General features: G+C 65.9%; 14 protein-coding genes. 8 read left to right on the top strand and 6 right to left on the bottom strand.

The window, feature by feature from the left end:
- The first annotated feature begins 28 nt into the window (after positions 1-28).
- From QU663_RS01440 to QU663_RS01450, 3 genes are all read left to right on the top strand, one after another.
- Entirely contained in the window at positions 29-337 is a 309-nt protein-coding gene (locus QU663_RS01440) for a WXG100 family type VII secretion target (RefSeq protein ID WP_021610694.1), read from the top strand.
- Positions 338-362: 25 nt separating this feature from the next.
- Entirely contained in the window at positions 363-653 is a 291-nt protein-coding gene (locus tag QU663_RS01445; RefSeq protein ID WP_021610693.1) for a WXG100 family type VII secretion target, read from the top strand.
- Positions 654-1889: 1236 nt separating this feature from the next.
- Positions 1890-2720: a hypothetical protein gene (locus QU663_RS01450; RefSeq protein ID WP_304990638.1), complete on the top strand. Its 831-nt coding sequence runs from the start codon at positions 1890-1892 to the stop codon at positions 2718-2720.
- 229 nt (positions 2721-2949) lie between these two features.
- On the opposite strand, the gene QU663_RS01455 is transcribed toward QU663_RS01450, so the two are convergent.
- The 6 genes from QU663_RS01455 to QU663_RS01480 form a co-directional block, all read right to left on the bottom strand.
- Positions 2950-3897 carry a hypothetical protein gene (locus QU663_RS01455; protein ID WP_296493445.1) on the bottom strand — a complete coding sequence of 316 codons (948 nt, stop codon included), beginning with the start codon at positions 3895-3897 and terminating at the stop codon, positions 2950-2952.
- Between the two features lie 109 nt (positions 3898-4006).
- Complete coding sequence (locus QU663_RS01460) at positions 4007-4954, bottom strand: hypothetical protein (protein WP_304990639.1); 948 nt, start codon at positions 4952-4954, stop codon at positions 4007-4009.
- 83 nt (positions 4955-5037) lie between these two features.
- On the bottom strand, positions 5038-5988 hold the full coding sequence (locus QU663_RS01465; protein WP_304990640.1) for a hypothetical protein: 951 nt from the start codon (positions 5986-5988) through the stop codon (positions 5038-5040).
- A gap of 55 nt (positions 5989-6043) precedes the next feature.
- Complete coding sequence (locus QU663_RS01470; RefSeq protein WP_304990641.1) at positions 6044-6505, bottom strand: hypothetical protein; 462 nt, start codon at positions 6503-6505, stop codon at positions 6044-6046.
- Between the two features lie 216 nt (positions 6506-6721).
- Positions 6722-7996, bottom strand: coding sequence for an FHA domain-containing protein (locus tag QU663_RS01475; protein WP_296493436.1), 1275 nt, complete (start codon positions 7994-7996; stop codon positions 6722-6724).
- Positions 7993-9414 carry a hypothetical protein gene (locus QU663_RS01480; protein ID WP_034480495.1) on the bottom strand — a complete coding sequence of 474 codons (1422 nt, stop codon included), beginning with the start codon at positions 9412-9414 and terminating at the stop codon, positions 7993-7995. The genes QU663_RS01475 and QU663_RS01480 overlap by 4 nt, the downstream gene beginning before the upstream one ends.
- A 142-nt stretch (positions 9415-9556) precedes the next feature.
- On the opposite strand from QU663_RS01480, the gene QU663_RS01485 reads away from it, so the two are divergent.
- The 5 genes from QU663_RS01485 (at position 9557) to QU663_RS01505 (ending at position 18279) form a co-directional block, all read left to right on the top strand.
- Entirely contained in the window at positions 9557-13609 is a 4053-nt protein-coding gene (locus QU663_RS01485; protein ID WP_021611102.1) for a type VII secretion protein EccC, read from the top strand.
- Between the two features lie 85 nt (positions 13610-13694).
- On the top strand, positions 13695-14567 hold the full coding sequence (locus QU663_RS01490; RefSeq protein WP_021611101.1) for a PP2C family serine/threonine-protein phosphatase: 873 nt from the start codon (positions 13695-13697) through the stop codon (positions 14565-14567).
- Positions 14567-15922 carry an FHA domain-containing protein gene (locus QU663_RS01495; RefSeq protein WP_021611100.1) on the top strand — a complete coding sequence of 452 codons (1356 nt, stop codon included), beginning with the start codon at positions 14567-14569 and terminating at the stop codon, positions 15920-15922. The genes QU663_RS01490 and QU663_RS01495 overlap by 1 nt, the downstream gene beginning before the upstream one ends.
- Positions 15923-16059: 137 nt before the next feature.
- Entirely contained in the window at positions 16060-17079 is a 1020-nt protein-coding gene (locus QU663_RS01500) for a hypothetical protein (protein ID WP_304990642.1), read from the top strand.
- A gap of 189 nt (positions 17080-17268) precedes the next feature.
- Positions 17269-18279: a hypothetical protein gene (locus QU663_RS01505; RefSeq protein ID WP_304990643.1), complete on the top strand. Its 1011-nt coding sequence runs from the start codon at positions 17269-17271 to the stop codon at positions 18277-18279.
- The last annotated feature ends 28 nt before the right edge of the window (positions 18280-18307 follow it).

Consider the following 18307-nt stretch of genomic DNA (forward strand, 5'->3'; position numbering starts at 1 on the left):
TTCTCCCATCGATGATCTGGGAGGAAATATGACCGATCAGAAGGCTCTAGAGGGTGCGCTGCTTAAGGGCGCGCAGACTATTGAGGACGCGCAGGGGCAGATTCAGTCTGAGCTGAGCTCGCTGCAGTCGAAGCTGGCTGGTATTGGCTCTGCGTGGCAGGGTGAGGCTGCGTCGGCGTTCCAGAAGGTGATGTCTCAGTGGGATGCTGAGGCTCGTAAGGTGACTGAGGCGCTCACGGAGCTGCATGCTGCGATGCGTTCGGCGGATGCGAAGTCGAAGGCGAACGAAGACGCGCAGGCCGCTGTGATGAACAAGTTCCAGTCGATGCTTGGCTGATTGAGAGTAGGGAAGGTTTTTTATCATGTCTGATATTCTGTACAACTACGGTCAGATTGAGCAGGCTGTTGCTGATATGGGTGCGGGTGTGAACTCGCTCAATGGCAAGCTTGAGGATATGGATTCGCAGCTGCGTCAGCTGCAGTCGTCCTGGGATGGTCAGGCGAAGCAGGCGTATGAGGTGTCTAAGGCGAAGTGGACTGATGGCATGAACGGGATCGTGGAGATCCTGCAGAGTGTGTCGGCTGCTGTGTCTGAGGCTCGTCAGTCTGCTGAGGCCACGGATTCGCGTAACGCTGCTGCTTTTGGTGGCTGAGTGAGTGTGTGATCGCTGCGGGGAGGGGCGTGTCCCCTCCCCGCGGTGGTTGTCTGGTGGGAGTTGCACGCACCGCGTGCGCTTCCAGAGTTTTGTTTGAGCGTTGTGAGTGCATGTGAGGTTGTGCCGTGGTTTCATATTATGATCGCCTGAAGGCGCTGAAGAACTTGAATGTCAAGCCGCTGGAGTCTGGGGACTTCCAGGAGGATTCCCGCTCGGGTAACGCCCATACGGCAGTTACCGAGGTAAAGGATAAAGGTGAGGACTTCCAGAACGACGCGAGCCGAGGCCAGTCGCAGACAAAGGTAGGCGCCGATGGGTGGATGAAGCGGTTTGTTGATGACTCGGATGAGCACATGAACAATATCGAGGCGTCGAAGGCTCATCACCTGTCGTTACGCGAGGCGATGAGCAACAGGATTGCAGAGTCGTCCAACCTCAGCGATAGTCTGCTTAACAGTTCAGATTATGCCAAGGCTCAGGAGAACCCGCCTCTGCGACTTACTGTTGATGGTGACGGATCGGTTGTGTATACCGACGGCCCTTCTTATCTGGCAGCGCTCGAGAGCCAGCGCTATGCCAAGCGTGAGGAGGCGGCTAAGGCGATCCTCGATCAGTTGAACCAGGAAGGGCACGAGGAAGCAGGCAGCTTCGACCAGTACAAAGAGGATTACGTGCCTGAGGCGTGGCAGCCGCAGCCGGAGCCGCAGCCTACGCCCACTCCTGGTGGCGGCGGCGGTGGCGGCTACGGTCGCCGTTCGGGCGGCGGGGGCGTTGGCGGCGGTGCCGTCGGTGCTGGCAGTGGTGTTTTGAGCGTTGGCTCTGCCACGGGGCTTTCGTCGGCTATCACAGAGTGGAAAGCTCCGGCGGCTGGGGAACCCGGAAGCCTCTCGAACCCGATTACGGATCCGTCGCAGCTCTCACACATCGACCTCACCACCACTCCCGTTAATCAGCGCATGACGCCCAACGGGCCTACGCCCGGCCATATGCCTGCCGACGTGCTCAACGCGAATGATCCCGCGTGGCGCGCGACTCCTCCGGTTGGTGGCAGCGTTGCTCGTATCGCGGGCGGCACACTCGTCGCGGGAACAGCAGCCGGCGTCGGCGGCCTGGCCGCCGCGCGCGGCGGCGGCTTCTCTGGAATCGGTGGGCTCGCCACCGGCTCCTCCGGCTCCGCGCTGCGCTCCGTGGCTCCCGCCGGTGGCGTGCTGCGTCCGTCGACGATGCCCGGCGGTGCCGCTGGCGTTGCCGGTCGCGGTGGTGTCGGTGGTGCCGGTATGCGTTCTGGCATGGCTCCCGTCGGTTCTTCCGGTTCCGGCGGCGCGGGCTCGCGTGGCGGTGCCGGTCTTGCTGGCCGTGGCGGCGTTGGTGCTGCTGGTCGTGGCGGCGTGGTGGGTACCGGCGCTCAGTCCGGTGCTCGTAGTGCTGGTGTTGCCGGTCGCGGTGGCGCTGCTGGTCGTGGCGGTGCCGCTGGTCGCGGTGGCGCTGGTGTCGCCGGTCGTGGCGCTGCTGGCCGCGGTGGCGTCTCCGGTGTCGTTGGTCGCGAGGGCGGCGCGGGTTCTGCTCGTGGTGGCGCGTCCGGGGTCGCCGGTCGCGGTGGTGCTGGTGTTGCCGGTCGTGGTGGTGCCGCTGGCCGCGGTGGTGCTGGTGCTGCTGGCCGCGGTGGTGCTGGTGCTGCTGGCCGTGGCGGTGCTGGTGCTGCTGGCCGCGGTGGTGCTGGTGTTGCCGGTCGCGGTGGTGCTGGTGTTGCCGGTCGCGGTGGCGCTGCTGGTCGCGGTGGTGTCTCCGGTGTCGTTGGACGTGAGGGCGGCGCGGGTTCTGCTCGTGGCGGCGCTGGTGTCGCTGGCCGCGGCGGTGCTGGTGCTGGTGGCCGTGGCGGTGCTGGTGTTGCCGGTCGCGGTGGTGCTGGTGGTCGTGGCGTGCTGGGCGGGGGTTCTTCTGCCGGTCGTGGTGAGAAGAAGAAGGAGACGCAGCGTCGTAATTACGATGTGGTGCGCATTGATGGCATCGAGGAGCAGTCGACGGGCCTGGTTGGCGGTGCTGCTGGCAGCGCCGATCAGCTGAAGCCTCTCTCGCGTGATTCGGGCGAGGATTGGTGAGCCTGTAGTCGTCTGAGAATCCACTGTGAGGGCCGCACCCGGTTGGGTGCGGCCCTCTGTGTTTGCGTGTGCGCGCGGATGTGATATCGGCGTGTTTGTGCGCAACGAGCGCTGAAGATGCGTCGCGGTGGTGAGATGGGTCCTGCTAGCTCCTCGGGCGCGTACATCGACGTGAGGAGGCTTCTTGGCTGTGGTTAGTGTCTGCGGCGCAGGGCTACGACCAGGGCTCCGGTGCCGACCAGGAGGAGGGTGGCGATGGCGGCGCCGATACCGATGAGCAGGCCCGTGGAAGAAGACTCCCCCCTCTGGGACTGGTCGCCCGACGCGGTGGCCGAGGCACCGGTGGCCGGGTCGGTCGTGGGCGCGGGGGTCACAGTGAAGGGGTTGATGGGCGGGTTCAGCTCGGTGAAAGGCCCGACCGTGCCATTAAGGTACCCGGTGAAGTAGTCTTCGGCGTCGCCTTCCATGAGCGGCTCATCGGTCGTGGGGATCGTGGCCCCGTCGTGAACGTCCCACACACAGGAAGAGCTGTGGCTAACAACAACAAGTTTGTTGAGGTCTTCTTTTGAGGGGTTCGCGTTGCAGTGAGCGTTGTTGAGTCCTTTGGCATCGAAGTCAAGGCGCTCAAAGAGAACGTTGTCAAAAGAAGTGGCGATCTGGTTGAGGTAGGCCATGGGCGGGCGCACCTGCATGTGCCCTGACTCGTCCAGGGAGTAGAACGCATGGCGCGCCTCACCCATGTAGTACGCTTCGATCTGACAATCGTCGTATTTTACCGCGGCCTCCACCTGGTAGTCGGGGCCGGTCCCGGACCAGAAGGTGGACACCAGGTCCTGGCACTCCTGCTCGCTCAGACTCCACCCGTTACCCCACTGTGAGAAAACCAGCTGCAGGTAGGCGTTGGGCTTGATGCCCTGCCCCGGAACGGTGTGCTCACCGAATTCGAAGCGGGCATCCATGTGGATGGTGCGACCGGGGAACAACGGGGTGTTGGGTGCGGACGTGGGTGGGGTGGAGGGCACCGGAACAGGCCCATCATCGGCCTGAGCGGGCAAGGCCGCCCCCGCCACACAGCACGCCACCGCAGCCAGGCCTGCCATCCATCGGGCCACGCGCCGACCCACACCCTTCATCACCATCATCGTTAGTCCTTCCGGTTGGTGTGTGCCAGCTGTCGTTGTTGGCGGGTTAGCCAACGGGGCTTGCGTGGATAGTTGCTGTGTTGATTCTGGGGACGCGGCGCGTGTGCTGTTACTTCTTGCGGCGCAGGGCTATGACCAGGGCGCCGGTGCCGACCAGGAGGAGGGCGGCGATGGCGGCGCCGATACCGATGAGCAGGCCCGTGGAAGAAGACTCCCCCCTCTGGGACTGGTCGCCCGACGCGGCGGCCGAGGCACCGGCGGCCGGATCGGTCGTGGGCGCGGGGGTGATAGTGAAGGGGTTAACGGGCGGGTTCAGCTCGGTGAAAGGCCCGACCGTGCCAGCGAGTTTGCCGGTGAAGTAGTCTTCGGCGTCGCCTTCCATGAGCGGCTCATCGGTCGTGGGGATCGTGGCCCCGTCATCGACATCCCACATACAGATGGACATGTGGGCGACGCCCAACAGCGTGTTGAGCTCTTCTTTCGAGGGGCTCGCGTTACAGTGAGCGTTGTTCATACTCGTGACGTAAAAGTCGAGGCGCTTGAAATATACATTGTCAAAAGAAGTGGCGATCTGGTTGAGGTAGGCCATGGGCGGGCGCACCTGCATGTGCCCCGACTCATCCAGGGAATAGAACGCATGACGCGCCTCACCCAGGTAGTACGCTTTGATCTGACAATCGTCGTATTTTACAGCGGCCTCCACCTGGTAGTCGGGGCCGGTCCCGGACCAGAAGGTGGACACCAGGTCCTGGCACTCCTGCTCGGTCAGGTTCCGCTCGTTACCCCACTCTGAGAACACCAGCGTCAGGTAGGCGGTAGGCGTGATGCCCTGCTGCCCCGGAACGATGTCCTCACCGAATTCGAAGCGGGCTCTCATGTATATGGTGCGACCGGGGAACAACGGGGTGTTGGGTGCGGCCGTGGGCGGAGTGGAGGGCACCGGAACAGGCCCATCGGCGTGAGCGGGCAAGGCCGCCCCCGCCACACAGCACGCCACCGCGGCCAGGCCTGCCATCCATCGGGCCACGCGCCGACCCACACCCTTCATCACCATCATCCTTAGTCCCCTCCCCTTCGTCGTCGATTGGATGCTACGCCCCGGAACCGCCGGGCTAGTACCGGTCCGTGGTGGCCGCGCTGTTACTTCCTGCGGCGCAGGGCCACCACCAGGGCCCCGGTGCCGACCAGGAGGAGGGCGGCGATGGCGGCGCCGATGCCGATGAACAGGCCCGTGGAAGAGTGCTCGCTCGTCTCGGACTGGTCGCCCGACGCGGTGGCCGAGACGCCGGTGGCCGGGTTGGTGGTGGGCGTGGGGGTGATGGTGAAGGGGTTGACGGGTGCGACAAGGTCGGTGAAGGGCCCGACGGTGCCAGCGAGGTAGGTGGTGAAGTAGTCTTCGACGTCGCCTTCCATGAGCGGCTCATCGGTCGTCGGCATCGTGACCCCGTCACCGACATCCCACATACAGGTGGACATGTGGGTGATGTTCAAGAGAACGTTGAGTCTGTCATTTGAGGGGTTCGCGTTGCAGTGAGCGTTGTTGAGTCCTTTGACGTCGAAGTCAAGGCGATCGAAGAGAAGGTCGTCAAAAGAAGTGGCGATCTGGTTGAGGTAGGCCATGGGCGGGCGCACCTGCATGTGCCCAGCCTCATCCAGGGAATAGAACGCATGACGCGCCTCACCCATGTAGTACGCTTCGATCTGACAATCGTCGTATTTTACCGCGGCCTCCACCTGGTAATCAGGGCCGGTCCCGGACCAGAACGTGGACACCAGGTCCTGGCACTCCTGCTCGGTCAGACTCCGCCCCTTACCCCAATCTGAGAACACCACCAACAGGTTGGCGGTGGGCTGGCTGCCCTGCTGCCCCGGAACGGTGCGCTCGCCGAAATGGAATTCGACCCTCATGTGGATGGGGCGACCGGGGAACAGTGGGGTAGTGGGCGCGGCCGTGGGCGGGGTGGAGGGGACCGGAACAGGCCCATCATCGGCGTGAGCGGGCAAGGCCGCCCCCGCCACACAGCACGCCACCGCAGCCAGGCCTGCCATCCATCGGGCCACGCGCCGACCCACACCCTTCATCACCATCATCCTTCGTCCCCTCCCCTTCGTCGTCGATTGGATGCTACGCCCTGGAACCGCCGGGCTAGTACCGGTACCTTTTCAACCTAGCGAGGTTCGCCCCGGAAGGGTGCTTGGCGAACTCGTCAAGGGCGGCCTGTTTGTCATCCGAGATATACACCGAGGGAATCTTCGCGGCCTCCTTATCCAACCAGGCCGCAGCATCGCCCTCATTCTTCATCAGCATGTCTATCGCTGTGCTGATCTTGTCAGCGAACGCTCTGGCATTTTTGGCCATCGCCTGAAGGGCAGCGACCTCTTCAGTGAGGTACTTTTCGTACTTGGTGGCGAAGGCCTTGGGACCGGATTCGGCGCTCCACTTACCCTCCGTCTGCAGCCTACTATTTGTATCCAGTAGCCCGGCGGCTTCCTCGAGTTTCGGGGCAATATCTTCGCGGAGGGCCTGTTCCCAGCTCCTCCACTTCGCGTAGTGCACCTGCATGTCGGGGGCGACAGCTTGCCCGTCATCGGTGTTGATCATGACCATGACTGCTCCTCTGAGTTGATGCGCCAGTGTAACAGGATCAGCCTACCAGATGGCAGGTGGGGCAGGAAACCCTCGACGATGACATTGCTGCTGGACTGAGCCGCCGCCTGACTCCTGGGACGGGCCACGCGCCGACCCACACGCGTTATCACCATCATCCTTAGTCCTCTCAATGACGCCAGCTAGACGATCACACAGAGCCCGGGCGTGCGCCGGTCAGCGACGCTGGCGCAGGTCGACAACGGAAATCAGGCGCTCGCCGAGCAGCAGCTGGCTGTTCAACGGCAGTTCCAGGGGCTGGCCGGGCACCAGCGTGTGGGTGCGCCCGTTGGGCGTGCGGGCGCGCGTCCCGTTCGCCGAGTTCATGTCAACGATGGAAATGCCGCTGGCGGTCGGCGTGATCCGCACGTGGGTGCGCGACAGGGAACGCGTCTGATCGTCGACGGGGATGGGCACGTCGCCGGGCGACACGGGCGAGGGGGCGCGTCCCAGCACGATTGTCCGGTCTACCGGAATCGACTGGCCGGTGTCCAGCAGCAGGCCGGTGTGCGGCCCGTTCGTGCTCGGGCCGGCGGCCGGCTTAGCGGCGGCAGGGCGGGGCGCCGAACGGGGGGCTCCCTGCGGCGGCGCGGCGACGGGGCGCTGGCGCGTCGGGGGCGTCGCGGGAGCGCCCTGAGGTCGGGCCGGGGCGGTGCGCGACGAGGCCTGAGCGGGCGCCGCGGGCGCGGCCGGCTGGGCGGGGCGCTGGCGCGTCGGGGGTGCCAGGGGAGCGCCCTGAGGGCGGGCGGGGGCAGTGTACGGCGAGGCCTGTGCGGGCGCCGCGGGCGCGGCCGGCTGGGCGGGTACCGCCGGCGTAATCGGGCGGCCCGGAGCCTGGGGCATGGCGCGCACCGGCCTGGGGGCCGCATCCTGCGGGGCCGCGAAGCGAGGCTGCGCCGCATCCTGCGATTCGCGCGTCATGCTGGACTCGACAGAAGGGGCAGCCGTGACGGACCCGAAGTTGGTGTATCCGCCGGTGCCGCGCGAGCGCGCGCTGCTGTACGGACTCACGGGGGCCGAGGCCTCGGCGTACTCATCGCGAGGAGCGAACGTCAAGCATTCGAGGGAACAGAGAGAAGCCATCCAGGAGCCGCGCTCGCCCCCCAGAAACACCGACACGAAGGGGACGGGCAGGACGATCGCGGACAGCGTCGTCACCAGAACATACCCGAAGGAGCGGCCCAGGGAAGGCGACATCATGGAAGATCCGGCGCTCACGAGCACCACCCCCGTCAGGGTGCAGCCGATCGAGCGTCCGCGGATCGCGATCATGATCGCTTGGACCGCCGCGTATTCCAACAGGATCGTGACGATGACCATGATGTTTCCGTGCGACAAGCTGGAAGCGACGAACGCAATCAGCGCGGCGCCCACGACGTCGACGAACAGCGCGGCGACGCGCTTCCCGGGCGACGCGGGGACGGGGACCAGGCCTGGTGAAGAGGACGTCATAGCACCTTCCGCCAAACTAAATCGAAGAGACCCGAGCCGTAGGTCGCGGCCGGCAGGAGTAGGGTCAGGGAAAGTCCCTGAATGATGTCGAGAATGCGGCCGACCAGCGCGGAAGGCTCGCGGCCCGCGCGAATCAGCGCGATGACCGGGGCGATGAACGCGAGGACGCTCAGGGATAGGGGAAGGGCAACATAGCGCGCCATCTCGAGGGTCGGCTCAGCGGCCTCGCCCGTGGAACGCAGGATGAACTCGCTCCACTCGGGCGCAAAAAAGATGGTCGCCCACATCGCGAGGGCCACGACACGGGGCCCGTAGTGGGTCAGGCGGTCGCGCTTAGCGCGCGCATTCGTGAGCAGCCCGATGATCGCGAGCAGGCACAGGGCCAGCGTCGCGTAGCCCGCGTAGGGCTTCTCCTCGTTGAGTGGCAGCTGGTAGGCGGTGATGACTCCCGACACGAAGGCGATGACGGTGGCGCTGGCCAGCATCGACAGGGAACGCGTGTTGGCCTCGCGCACGGTCTTCTTGACGCGGGCCTGGGTGATGCGCGACGGGGGAGCGATGACGGTCTGGCGGATCGTGGGGAGCCGCTTCATGACGAGAGGCAGGTCGAGGACCTGGTGGTCGGGAACCTGCAACGCCAGGTGTGGAGCCAGGGAGATGAAGATAATCGAGGCGGCAAACACGATCGGCGCAATGCGGACGGCTCCGAGCGCGCTGAAGGAGGAAATGGTCATGGTGGCCGCGATGAGCCCGAAGGCCTGGACGTTCACGCGCGCGCTGGCCCCGGGGCGGGTGAAGAGAACGAGGCCGGCCAGGACCAGGGCGGACCACGACACGATGAGGGGCAGGAAAGTCAGCGAACCGGGCAGGGGGGTGACGCCCACGCCGAGGCTGATGCCGGCCGCCGCGCAATACCCAAGGTGGGCGAACTCGCTTGTGGGGCCCTTGCGGGTCATGAGTGGAGCCGTCCACATCAGCGCGCACAGGAGACCGGAGGCCACCCTGAACCACGGCGAGGTCACGAGGGGTGGAAGGGCCTGGCCCACGTCGACGAATAGGGCCGCCGTCGGAGCAGCGACGCCGACAAGCGTCAGGATCAGGGCCGCGAACATAAAAGCGGAGGACGCCATCGCGGGCTGGAAGCGCCGGCTATTCGAGGCCTGGTGATCGTCCGCGATAGCCTGGGCCGACTCCTGCGACCCGACGATCGTCACGACCGAGCCGGAGGGAATATCCCGGCCAATCACGTCGCTGGGGTCGACCGCGCGCCCACCCCCGAGGGTAAGCCGTGCTTGGAGGCTGGTGAGGTCGACCTCGATGAGTGCGAGCAGGCCCGCAATGGTCATTCCAACGGGGAGAACGTAGTCCTCACGCCGGGAACCGCCGACAACCGTAATGGATGCCTGTGCACCTGCCACGCGCTCCTCCTCTCGTCGCCTATCGGTTCGCGCCTTCAGACAGTATTGTGTCACCTGACGTGCGCTTGGCAAAAGTTCAGTCGTTGCACGTTAGGATAGCGGGGACTACTGCTTGCCGCGTGCGGCTACATAGGGAGGAACGATGGCTGACTCTGAGGATCTCTTGGAGGGCGTACCGGAGATGCCGGAGGGGAAGATCCCCATCCAGGCGCCGCCGAACCAGGCGGAGGCCGCCGGCATCGGTAACGTGCTCGCCATGGTGATCCCCATGATGGGGTCGATGGGCGTCATGGTGTTCATGGCGATCTCTCAGGCGACCTCCGGGGACGGCCAAGCCAAGAACCCCACCATGATGATGATGGCCGGCGGCATGGTCTTCGCGATGGTCGCCATGGTCGGCTTCAACGTCTACCGCCAGGTTTCCCAGCACCGCCAGAAGGTCAAGACTCTGCGCGGCGAATACCTGTCCTACCTGGCCGAAACCCGCCAGACGGTTCGTAACGTCGCCGACCGTCAGAGGGCGTTCGTGAACTGGGCTCTCCCCGCGCCCGAGGCCCTGGTGGCGATCGCGGATCAGGGCGAGCGCGTGTGGGAACGCGAGCCGGGTATCGAGATGCTCAACGCCCGCGTCGGCGTGTCCGAGCAGGGCCTGTCGATGGAGCTCATCGCCCCCGACCTGCCCCCCATGGCCACCCCCGACATCGTCTGCCTGTCCGCGATGACCCGCTTCATCGAGACGCACCGCAACCTCGACTCCGTCGCCTTCGGCATTCCCCTTGAGGACTATTCGCACATCGAGCTGGCCGGCCGCCACGAGGACGCGATCGGTGTCGCGCGGCTCATTATGACGCACCTGGCGACCTTCGTGAGCCCCACCTACCTGCGTATCGCGGTCCTGTGCTCGTCGGAGCGCCTCGCCGAATGGGACTGGGTCAAGTGGCTTCCCCACGCCGGCTCCACCGTCGAATCCGACGCTGTGGGTCCCGCCCGCATGGTCGTCACCGAGGTCGCGGACCTGCTCGACCTCCTCGGCCCCGACATCGTCGATCGCCCCGGCTTCTCCCCGCGCGACGACCTCACCCCGTGGCCGCACGTGCTCCTCGTGTGCGACGGAGCGGAGCTGCCCGCCACGACCCAGCTCGGCTCCCCGGAGGGTGCCGTCGGCGTCACCGTCATCAACCTCCATGACAAGTGGGGGGCCCTGACCAGCCCCTCGACCGTGCGACTGCTCATCCATCCTGCTGTCAAGGGCGAGAACCGGGGTGCCCTCGAAGTCAACCTGTTCAGCCACCAGGCCATCGTCGGCGAATGGGAACACGTTGGGCAGGCGCAGGCCGAGTCCATCGCCCGGCGCCTCACCCCCTTCGCCGCGCAAGACAAGAGCAAGGACACCGACGCGCCGGTGGGGCGCTCCGACGTCAAGCGCACCGTCGACCTCATGGAACTCCTCCACCTCGGCGATATCCGCGACTTCGACCCCGAGAAGGCGTGGGTGCGACGCGAAGGCAGGAACCGCCTGCGCGTCCCCTTCGGCGTCACCCCCGAAGGTATCCCGGTCCTCATCGACATCAAGGAAGCCGCCCAGCAGGGCATGGGCCCGCACGGCCTGCTCATTGGTGCGACCGGTTCGGGTAAATCAGAGGTGCTGCGCACCCTCGTCCTCGCCCTCGCGCTGACGCACTCGCCGGAGCAGCTCAACCTGGTCCTCGTCGACTTCAAGGGCGGCGCGACCTTCGCGGGCATGTCGAGCCTGCCCCACGTGTCGGCCATGATCTCCAACCTCGAGTCCGAGCTCTCCCTCGTGGACCGCATGCAGGACGCCCTCAAGGGCGAAATGGTGCGCCGCCAGGAAGTCCTGCGCGACGCCGGCAACTACGCGAACGTCACGGATTACGAGGCCGACCGCATGGCGGGTAAGCACAACTTCCCCCCGATGCCCGCCCTTTTCCTGATCCTCGACGAGTTCTCCGAGCTCCTCACCGCCAAGCCCGAATTCGCGGACCTCTTCGTCGCGATCGGTCGTCTGGGCCGTTCGCTGTCCATCCACCTGCTCCTCGCCTCGCAGAGGCTCGAGACGTCCAGGATGAAGGGCCTGGAGTCCCACCTGTCCTACCGCGTGGGCCTCAAGACCTTCTCCGCCAGCGAATCCCGCGAAGTCCTGGGCGTCCCCGACGCCTACGAGCTCCCCTCCCTGCCCGGCTCCGGCTACCTGATGCCCGGCACCGACGAGCTCATCCGATTCCGCGCCTCCTACGTCGCGGCACCCCCGCCCCCGCGTACCGTCTCCTCGACGCAGGCCGCCACGGCGGGCACCCCCGACCGTCAGATCAAGGTCCTGCCCTTCACCCTGGCCCCCGTCCTGACACGCGACGAGCCCGACAACGCCCCCGCCTCGACCGGTCAGGCCATGGTTCTGCCCGAGGACGCCCAGTGGGCGGACATGACCGAGATGGACATCGCGGTCGCGAAGATGGCCGGCAAGGGCATGCCCGCCCACCAGGTGTGGCTACCCCCGCTCGAAGAGCCCGACACCTTCGACCAGCTCATGCCCGACCTCGCCCCGGTCGAGGGCCTCGGCTTCGTGTCCATGCAGTGGCGCGAGCGCGGCACCCTCGTCTTCCCGATGGGCACCAAGGACCTCCCGCTCGAGCAGCGCCGCGACGTCCTCACCTTCGACCTGTCTGGCGCCGCCGGTAACTTCGCGGTCGTCGGCGGCCCGCTCACCGGTAAGTCGATGGTGCTCAGGTCCTTCGTCATGTCCCTGTCGCTCATCTACACGCCGCAGGAAGTCCAGTTCTACATCATCGACCTCGGCGGCGGTACCTTCGCGTCCTTCGTCGATGCGCCCCACGTCGCGGGCGTCGCGACGCGCGACACGCACGAGATCCTCACGCGAATGATCGCCGAAATCCGCGGCATCATCGAGGATCGCGAGCGGTACTTCCGCGACAACAAGATCGACTCCATCGAAACGTACCGTCGCGGTCGCGCCGAAGGACGCTACGACGACGGATACGGCGACGTCTTCCTCGTCATCGACAACTGGGCCTCTCTGAAGGCCGACTTCGACGACCTCGACATGACGATCGGCATGATGCTGAGCCGCGCCCTGACCTTCGGCGTCCACCTCGTGACGTCCACGTCCCGCTGGAGCGACTTCCGCATGCAGGTCGCCGACATGCTCGGCTCGAAGCTCGAGCTCAAGATCGGTGACTTCCGAGACTCGGAGATCGACCGCAACATCCAGAAGCAGATCCCGAACGCGCGCCCCGGCCGCGGCGTTGAGGTCACGAAGCATCACGTCCTCATCGGCCTGCCTCGCGCCGACGGCGAACCGGATCCGACGACCGTCACCGAAGGCATCGGGCGCACGCTCGAAATGATCCGCGCGGCCCTGCCCGCCGGCCCCGGCCCCAAGCTGCGCCTGCTCCCGACCCGCATCACGGCCGACGAGATCGCGCAGCTGCCCGGCGCGCTCGCCCCGGCGGAAGGCCCCGCTCCCGCGCTCATGCTCGGCGTCGAAGAATCGCGCCTGGGCCCCTACCGCCTCGACCCCAACGTCGAACAGCACCTCTACCTGTTTGGCGACTCGAAGTCCGGCAAGACCACCTTCCTGCGCTCCCTCGCGAAGGAAATCATGGCGCGCAACACCCCCGAGCAGGCCAAGATCGTCTCCGTCGACCTGCGCAGGGCCTCGCTGGGCCTCGTGCCCTCCGAGTACTCGGCCGGCTACCTCACACGCATCGAGGACGTCGCCAGCGACATCCGCGAGCTCGCCGAGTTCCTCAAGATGCGACTGCCCGGCGACGACGTGACCGCCGAGCAGCTCACCAACCGCTCCTGGTGGAAGGGCCCCGAGGTCTGGATCCTCGTCGACGACTACGACCTGGTCGTCACCTCCGAAGGCAATCCGCTGATGCCCCTCCAGCCGCTCCTCTCCCAGGCGGGTGACGTTGGCCTCCATTTGGTCATCACGAGGCGCATGGGCGGCGTGTCGCGTGCCCTCTACGAGCGCATCCTCCAGACGCTCATCGACCTGGGCACGACAGGCATCCTGTTGTCCGGTAACCCTGACGAGGGTCAGGTTATCGGCCGCGTGAAGCCGGTCCGCGCAGAGCCCGGTCGAGCGATCGTCGTCTCGCGCGACGCGGGCGTCTTCCGGGCCCAGCTGGCCTACTCGGATCCCGTCCGCTAGTGCGTAACTATGCGTTGAGCGCGTGTAGAATATTCGCGTAACGCGTTATCCCACGCGCTCAACGCAGCGAGAAAGACGAAGGTAGATGGCTCTGGGTGAACATGCGGAGCGCCCCGCCCTTCGGTGGGGCGCGTCGACTGATATCGGTCCGGTCCGCGCAGAAAACGAGGACTCCTGGCTGGCGGTCTCGCCCGTCTTCGCGGTCGCCGATGGAATGGGCGGCCACCTCGGCGGCGCCCAGGCCTCGTCCCGGGCCGTCATCACGCTCCAGGAGTTCCTGAGCCCCGGTCGGCTCGGCAACCGGCCCGTCGACCTCGTCGATCTCTCCGTCGCCATCGACGCCGCCGCCACCTCGGTCGCGGCTCTCGCACCCGCCGACAACCCGATGAGCGCCCCGGGAACCACCCTGTCCGGCCTCATGGTTCTGCGCACCACCGAGGGGCCCTACTGGCTGTCCTTCAACGTCGGCGACTCGCGCGCCTACGTCGTGGGAGGCGGCGGCATCCGCCAGCTCACCCACGACCACTCCGCCCTGCAGGAGGCGCGCGACCTCGCGGCCACCTCCGGCGCGCCCCGCGTCATCCCTCCCGCCAACGTTGTCACCAAGGCGCTGGGTGCCGGACAGTCAGGAAGTGTGAAAGCCGACTACACGATCATGCCGCTCGAAGAAGGCGACCGTGCGGTCATCTGTACAGACGGGGTGCACGGCGTCCTCCAAGACGCGCAGATTCACGCCATTGTCGCCGTCGGTGACGGCCCGCAGGGGAGCGCCGACGCACTCGTTCAGGCCAGCCTCGAGACCGGAACTCGTGACAATACGACGGCCGTTGTAGTTTACGCAGGAACCGAATCACGAGTAACATTGACATCGAATGTCCTGAATCGCATGATTCAACCAGTACGTCCGGCGTCGATCCAGACCGCACGCCGGGTCCCTCGTAGAGAAGGCAGTAACTGATGCTTCAGATTGGACGCTTCCTGTGCCGCGGACAGGGCGCGATGCTCGTCACCGGACCGCTCGGTGCGGCGTTGGTTCCGCTGGACTTCGCGGACTCCGCCGCCGACGTCGTGTGGGGCCGTGCCGACACGCAGGCGTGGCTCTCCCATGTGCAGGCCGAGCGGGGCGACGTCCTGCTGCTCGACTGCGCGGGCGAGCAGCCCTACCTGACGGTCCTCGGCAACATCCAGTTGCGCATGCGCGCCGCCGGGCAAATCACCGAGCAGGTGTGGACCGACCCGATCTGGGCCTGGCCCTTCAACCCCGGCGAGTGGCAGACCTTCGAGGCGACCATCATCGAAGGCGACGAGGTCACGTGGATGGTTCCCGCCGCCGACCGTGTCGAGGCCGCCGAGATTCGCATCGGTCGCGCCCTGGACGAGGTCGAGGCCCTGGCCTCCATGCCCGTCGACACGATGGGCTTCCTCATCAACCCCGACATTCCCGACCACGAGCGCCGCGCCCGCCGCGAGGCCCGCGAGGAGCTGCCCGAGCCGTCGCTGCACACCTCCTCCGTCGACCTGGCGGCCGTCGAGGCCCAGTTCCTCGCGGCCACCAGCAACGGCCCCGTGTCCCTGACCCCCTCCACTCGGGCCGCGACCCACTCCGGGGACGAGGCCGCGAAGGCTCCCGCGGAAACCCTCACGGAGGAAGCTCCCGAGCCGGTTGAGGAGACCACCGAGCGGGACGCCGAGCAGCCCTCGGGCGAACTCTACGTTGTCGCCGACGCGGAAGAGCCGCCGGTTGACACCGCCGAGTCCGCCGAGCGCGCGGGTGGCTTCGGCGAGTCCGGCGCCCCGGCCTCGTCCGAGGCTGAGAAGCAGCCCGCGGCCGAGCCCGAACCCGAGATGGCACCCGAGCCGCCCGCCGCCCCCGAGGCGATGAGCGCCGAGGGCCTGGCTGACCTGGGTGCCGAGACGGACACTGAGGCCACGATCCTGCGCCTCGCCCCCGTCAACTCCGGGCCCGCCGCGCCCGTCGCTTTCCTCATCCACGGCGGCACCGTGCCCGTCGAGGTGTCCCGCGACGTCGTCATCGGCCGCGACCCCGACGCGCGCGCCCTCACCGGCCGCCCCGTTGCCACCGTGCTGCGCGTCCCCAGCCCGGCCACCGAGATCTCGCGTTCCCACTGCGCCGTCATGATGACGACGCCCGGCTCGTGGGCCCTCATGGACCTGGGCAGCGCCAACGGCACGGTCCTGCGCCACGCGGACGGCTCCTTCCAGGACGTCACCCCCATGGTGACGATCGCCCTGAACGACGGCGACCTCATCGACGTCGGCGAGGGAACCACCATCGAGTTCCGCGTGCGCTGAACGATTCTTCCGACGGACGTGGGGTGGGCCTTCGGGCCTGCCCCACGTCCGTTTCTTGTAGACTCGTGACCACTTGGAAGTCGCGAGCGCGGGCGCTGGTCGCATCCGGGAGGACGCTTGAGAGAGGAAGTGATGTCGTGAAGAGTCGCGTGCGGATGATCGTCGTTCTCGTGTGTGTTTTTGTTGTGCTGCCGGTGGTGGGTGGCCTCGTGTATCTGTCGAGGATCAGTGCTGAGGCGGCTGCGCGCTACTACGCCGAGGCGATCGCTCAGGGGCGCTTCGAGGACGCGATGGCGGTTGAGAGCGCCGACGCCGACGCCGATCCCAATGTCGGGCGTGGCGACGCCGTCGACCTGCGGCGACTCCAGCGCTCGTCGAGTACTCCAGCGATGAGCGTGACCGGTGTGTGGGTGCACACTAACCCGGATGGCAACGGGCGGCAGGGGGTCAATATCGAGTTCTCAATGAACGGCGCCACGACGACCCGCGTCATCTACATGGAGCGCTCGGGTCTGCCCAAGCCGCACTTTGGCTCGTGGAGGGTCGTTTCCAGTGCGGCGCGTAAGGTCACTGTGTCCGCGGACGGGTACGCCTCAGACCTGTCGATTGCTGGAGTGTCGCTCGGGGACGTCGGAGCGACCAAGGGGAGTACTCGGATCTTTCCTCCCGTGACTGACGACTTGTGGCACTACGCTGGAGGCGGCGGCGTCGTGTACGCGTATCCCGGTGTCTACGACATGAGCGTGAGCCGAATCAGTGAGTATACCGACTATGTCGTCGACTCTGTCCCGGGGGCTACGACGATCAATATGTTCGATGATCAGCTAGCCCACCATATCGACATCTCCCTGAACGAAGAAACGAAGGCCTGGCAGCAGGAGCAATTCGTGCCTCTTCTGGAATCGTGCATTCGCGGGGAAAGCCCAGAGCAGGCCATGTGTCCCGATCTTAACGTTGCGGATGTTGAGTCAATTGACGTAGGGGAGGTCAGTGACAGCTTGCCGGGGAGCTTGGCTGCCTACAATATCGTGGTGATCACGCGGGAGCACCGTATCTGGTTGGACGTGAGTGGCGCGGTCTGCTTCGACGAGGCCGGCCAGCGATACATCGTCTTCACGATCGATCGACAGAGGGCCGAAGATCGAGGCAGCCGGTAGGAGGCCGGGCGGGCCTCGTCGCCTTCTCGACTCTCGCAGGTCTCGTGGGGCGGGCCTTCGGGCCCACCCCACGTCCGTCTGTCAGCCCCACGTCCGTTTCTAGTAGACTCTTCTTTGTTGACCACTTGGAAGTCGCGAGCGCGGGCGCTGGCCGCATCCGGGAGGACGCCTGAGAGAGGAAGTGATGTCGTGAAGAGTCGCGTGCGGACCATCGTCGTCCTCGTGTGTGTTTTTGTTGTGCTGCCGGTGGTGGGTGGCCTCGTGTATCTGTCGAGGATCAGTGCTGAGGCGGCTGCACGCTACTACGCCGAGGCGATCGCCCAGGGGCGCTTCGAGGACGCGATGGGCGTGGAGACTGCCGAATTGCTGTCGGAGGTCGGGGAGGAGGTGCCCGATCTGCGTCGAAGCCAGCCGTCGTCTCTCGCGAGCGTGACGGGTGTGATCGCGATCGGCGATCCTGACGGCGACGGCAAGCAGGACGTGTGGGTTGAGATGAGTATTGACGGGCGTAGCTTCCGGCACATCATCTCTTTGGAGCGTTCGGGTTTGCCTCGTCCTCACGTGGGTTCGTGGCGGGTGTCCGAGGGGCTCGCTCAATTCGACCATGTCACCCTGGAGGGCTATGCCTCAGACGTCAGTGTCGGCGGGGTGTCACTTGGCCCTGTGGGGACGACGAGCAGTGACGGTGTCGCTATTCCTGCGGGGGTGTCGGCCGATGGTGTGGTGCCCCAGCACGTTAATGCGACGACTGTCTATGCGTACCCGGGTGTCTATGAGGTTGCGGTCGATAAGGTGAGTGAGCATACGGATGTGCTCATTAATTCCGAGGTTGGTGCCTCGTCGATTGAGTTGGCCGGGTACGGATCGGATCAGACGATCAGCATCATGCCTGACGATGAGACGCGCGCGTGGTTTGAGGGTGCCTTCGACTCGCTCGGGCGGTCATGTTTTGGATCGGAAGCAGCGCAGGGTGCACTGTGTCCCACTTTCGACTTTTCGGGTACTGTGACCGATGAACTGGCGGAGGAGAAGGTTTGGTGGGAGCCCAATGGTCTAGACGGTTCGGAAACGTTCTGGATTGAGACTGACGCCGATGTTGTTGCCGTCGAGCTGGCGGGTGCGCTGTGCTTCGACGAGGCGGGCGATGCTCGTGTCGTGTTCAGGGTCGGCGAGGAGTCTCACTACCCTTCGAACCGGTGAGTGGGCGCGTTGTGGCGCCCGTAGTGTT

Origin of the sequence: Schaalia sp. HMT-172 (assembly GCF_030644365.1) — a bacterium.
Classification (GTDB): Bacteria; Actinomycetota; Actinomycetes; order Actinomycetales; family Actinomycetaceae; genus Pauljensenia.

Coding starts and splice junctions, on each gene's coding strand:
- QU663_RS01445 (WP_021610693.1), top strand. CDS start 363: ATGTCTGATATTCTGTACAACTACGGTCAGATTGAGCAGGCTGTTGCT.
- QU663_RS01490 (WP_021611101.1), top strand. CDS start 13,695: ATGGCTCTGGGTGAACATGCGGAGCGCCCCGCCCTTCGGTGGGGCGCG.
- QU663_RS01475 (WP_296493436.1), bottom strand. CDS start 7,996: ATGACGTCCTCTTCACCAGGCCTGGTCCCCGTCCCCGCGTCGCCCGGG.
- QU663_RS01485 (WP_021611102.1), top strand. CDS start 9,557: ATGGCTGACTCTGAGGATCTCTTGGAGGGCGTACCGGAGATGCCGGAG.
- QU663_RS01455 (WP_296493445.1), bottom strand. CDS start 3,897: ATGATGGTGATGAAGGGTGTGGGTCGGCGCGTGGCCCGATGGATGGCA.
- QU663_RS01440 (WP_021610694.1), top strand. CDS start 29: ATGACCGATCAGAAGGCTCTAGAGGGTGCGCTGCTTAAGGGCGCGCAG.
- QU663_RS01460 (WP_304990639.1), bottom strand. CDS start 4,954: ATGATGGTGATGAAGGGTGTGGGTCGGCGCGTGGCCCGATGGATGGCA.
- QU663_RS01495 (WP_021611100.1), top strand. CDS start 14,567: ATGCTTCAGATTGGACGCTTCCTGTGCCGCGGACAGGGCGCGATGCTC.
- QU663_RS01465 (WP_304990640.1), bottom strand. CDS start 5,988: ATGATGGTGATGAAGGGTGTGGGTCGGCGCGTGGCCCGATGGATGGCA.
- QU663_RS01470 (WP_304990641.1), bottom strand. CDS start 6,505: ATGGTCATGATCAACACCGATGACGGGCAAGCTGTCGCCCCCGACATG.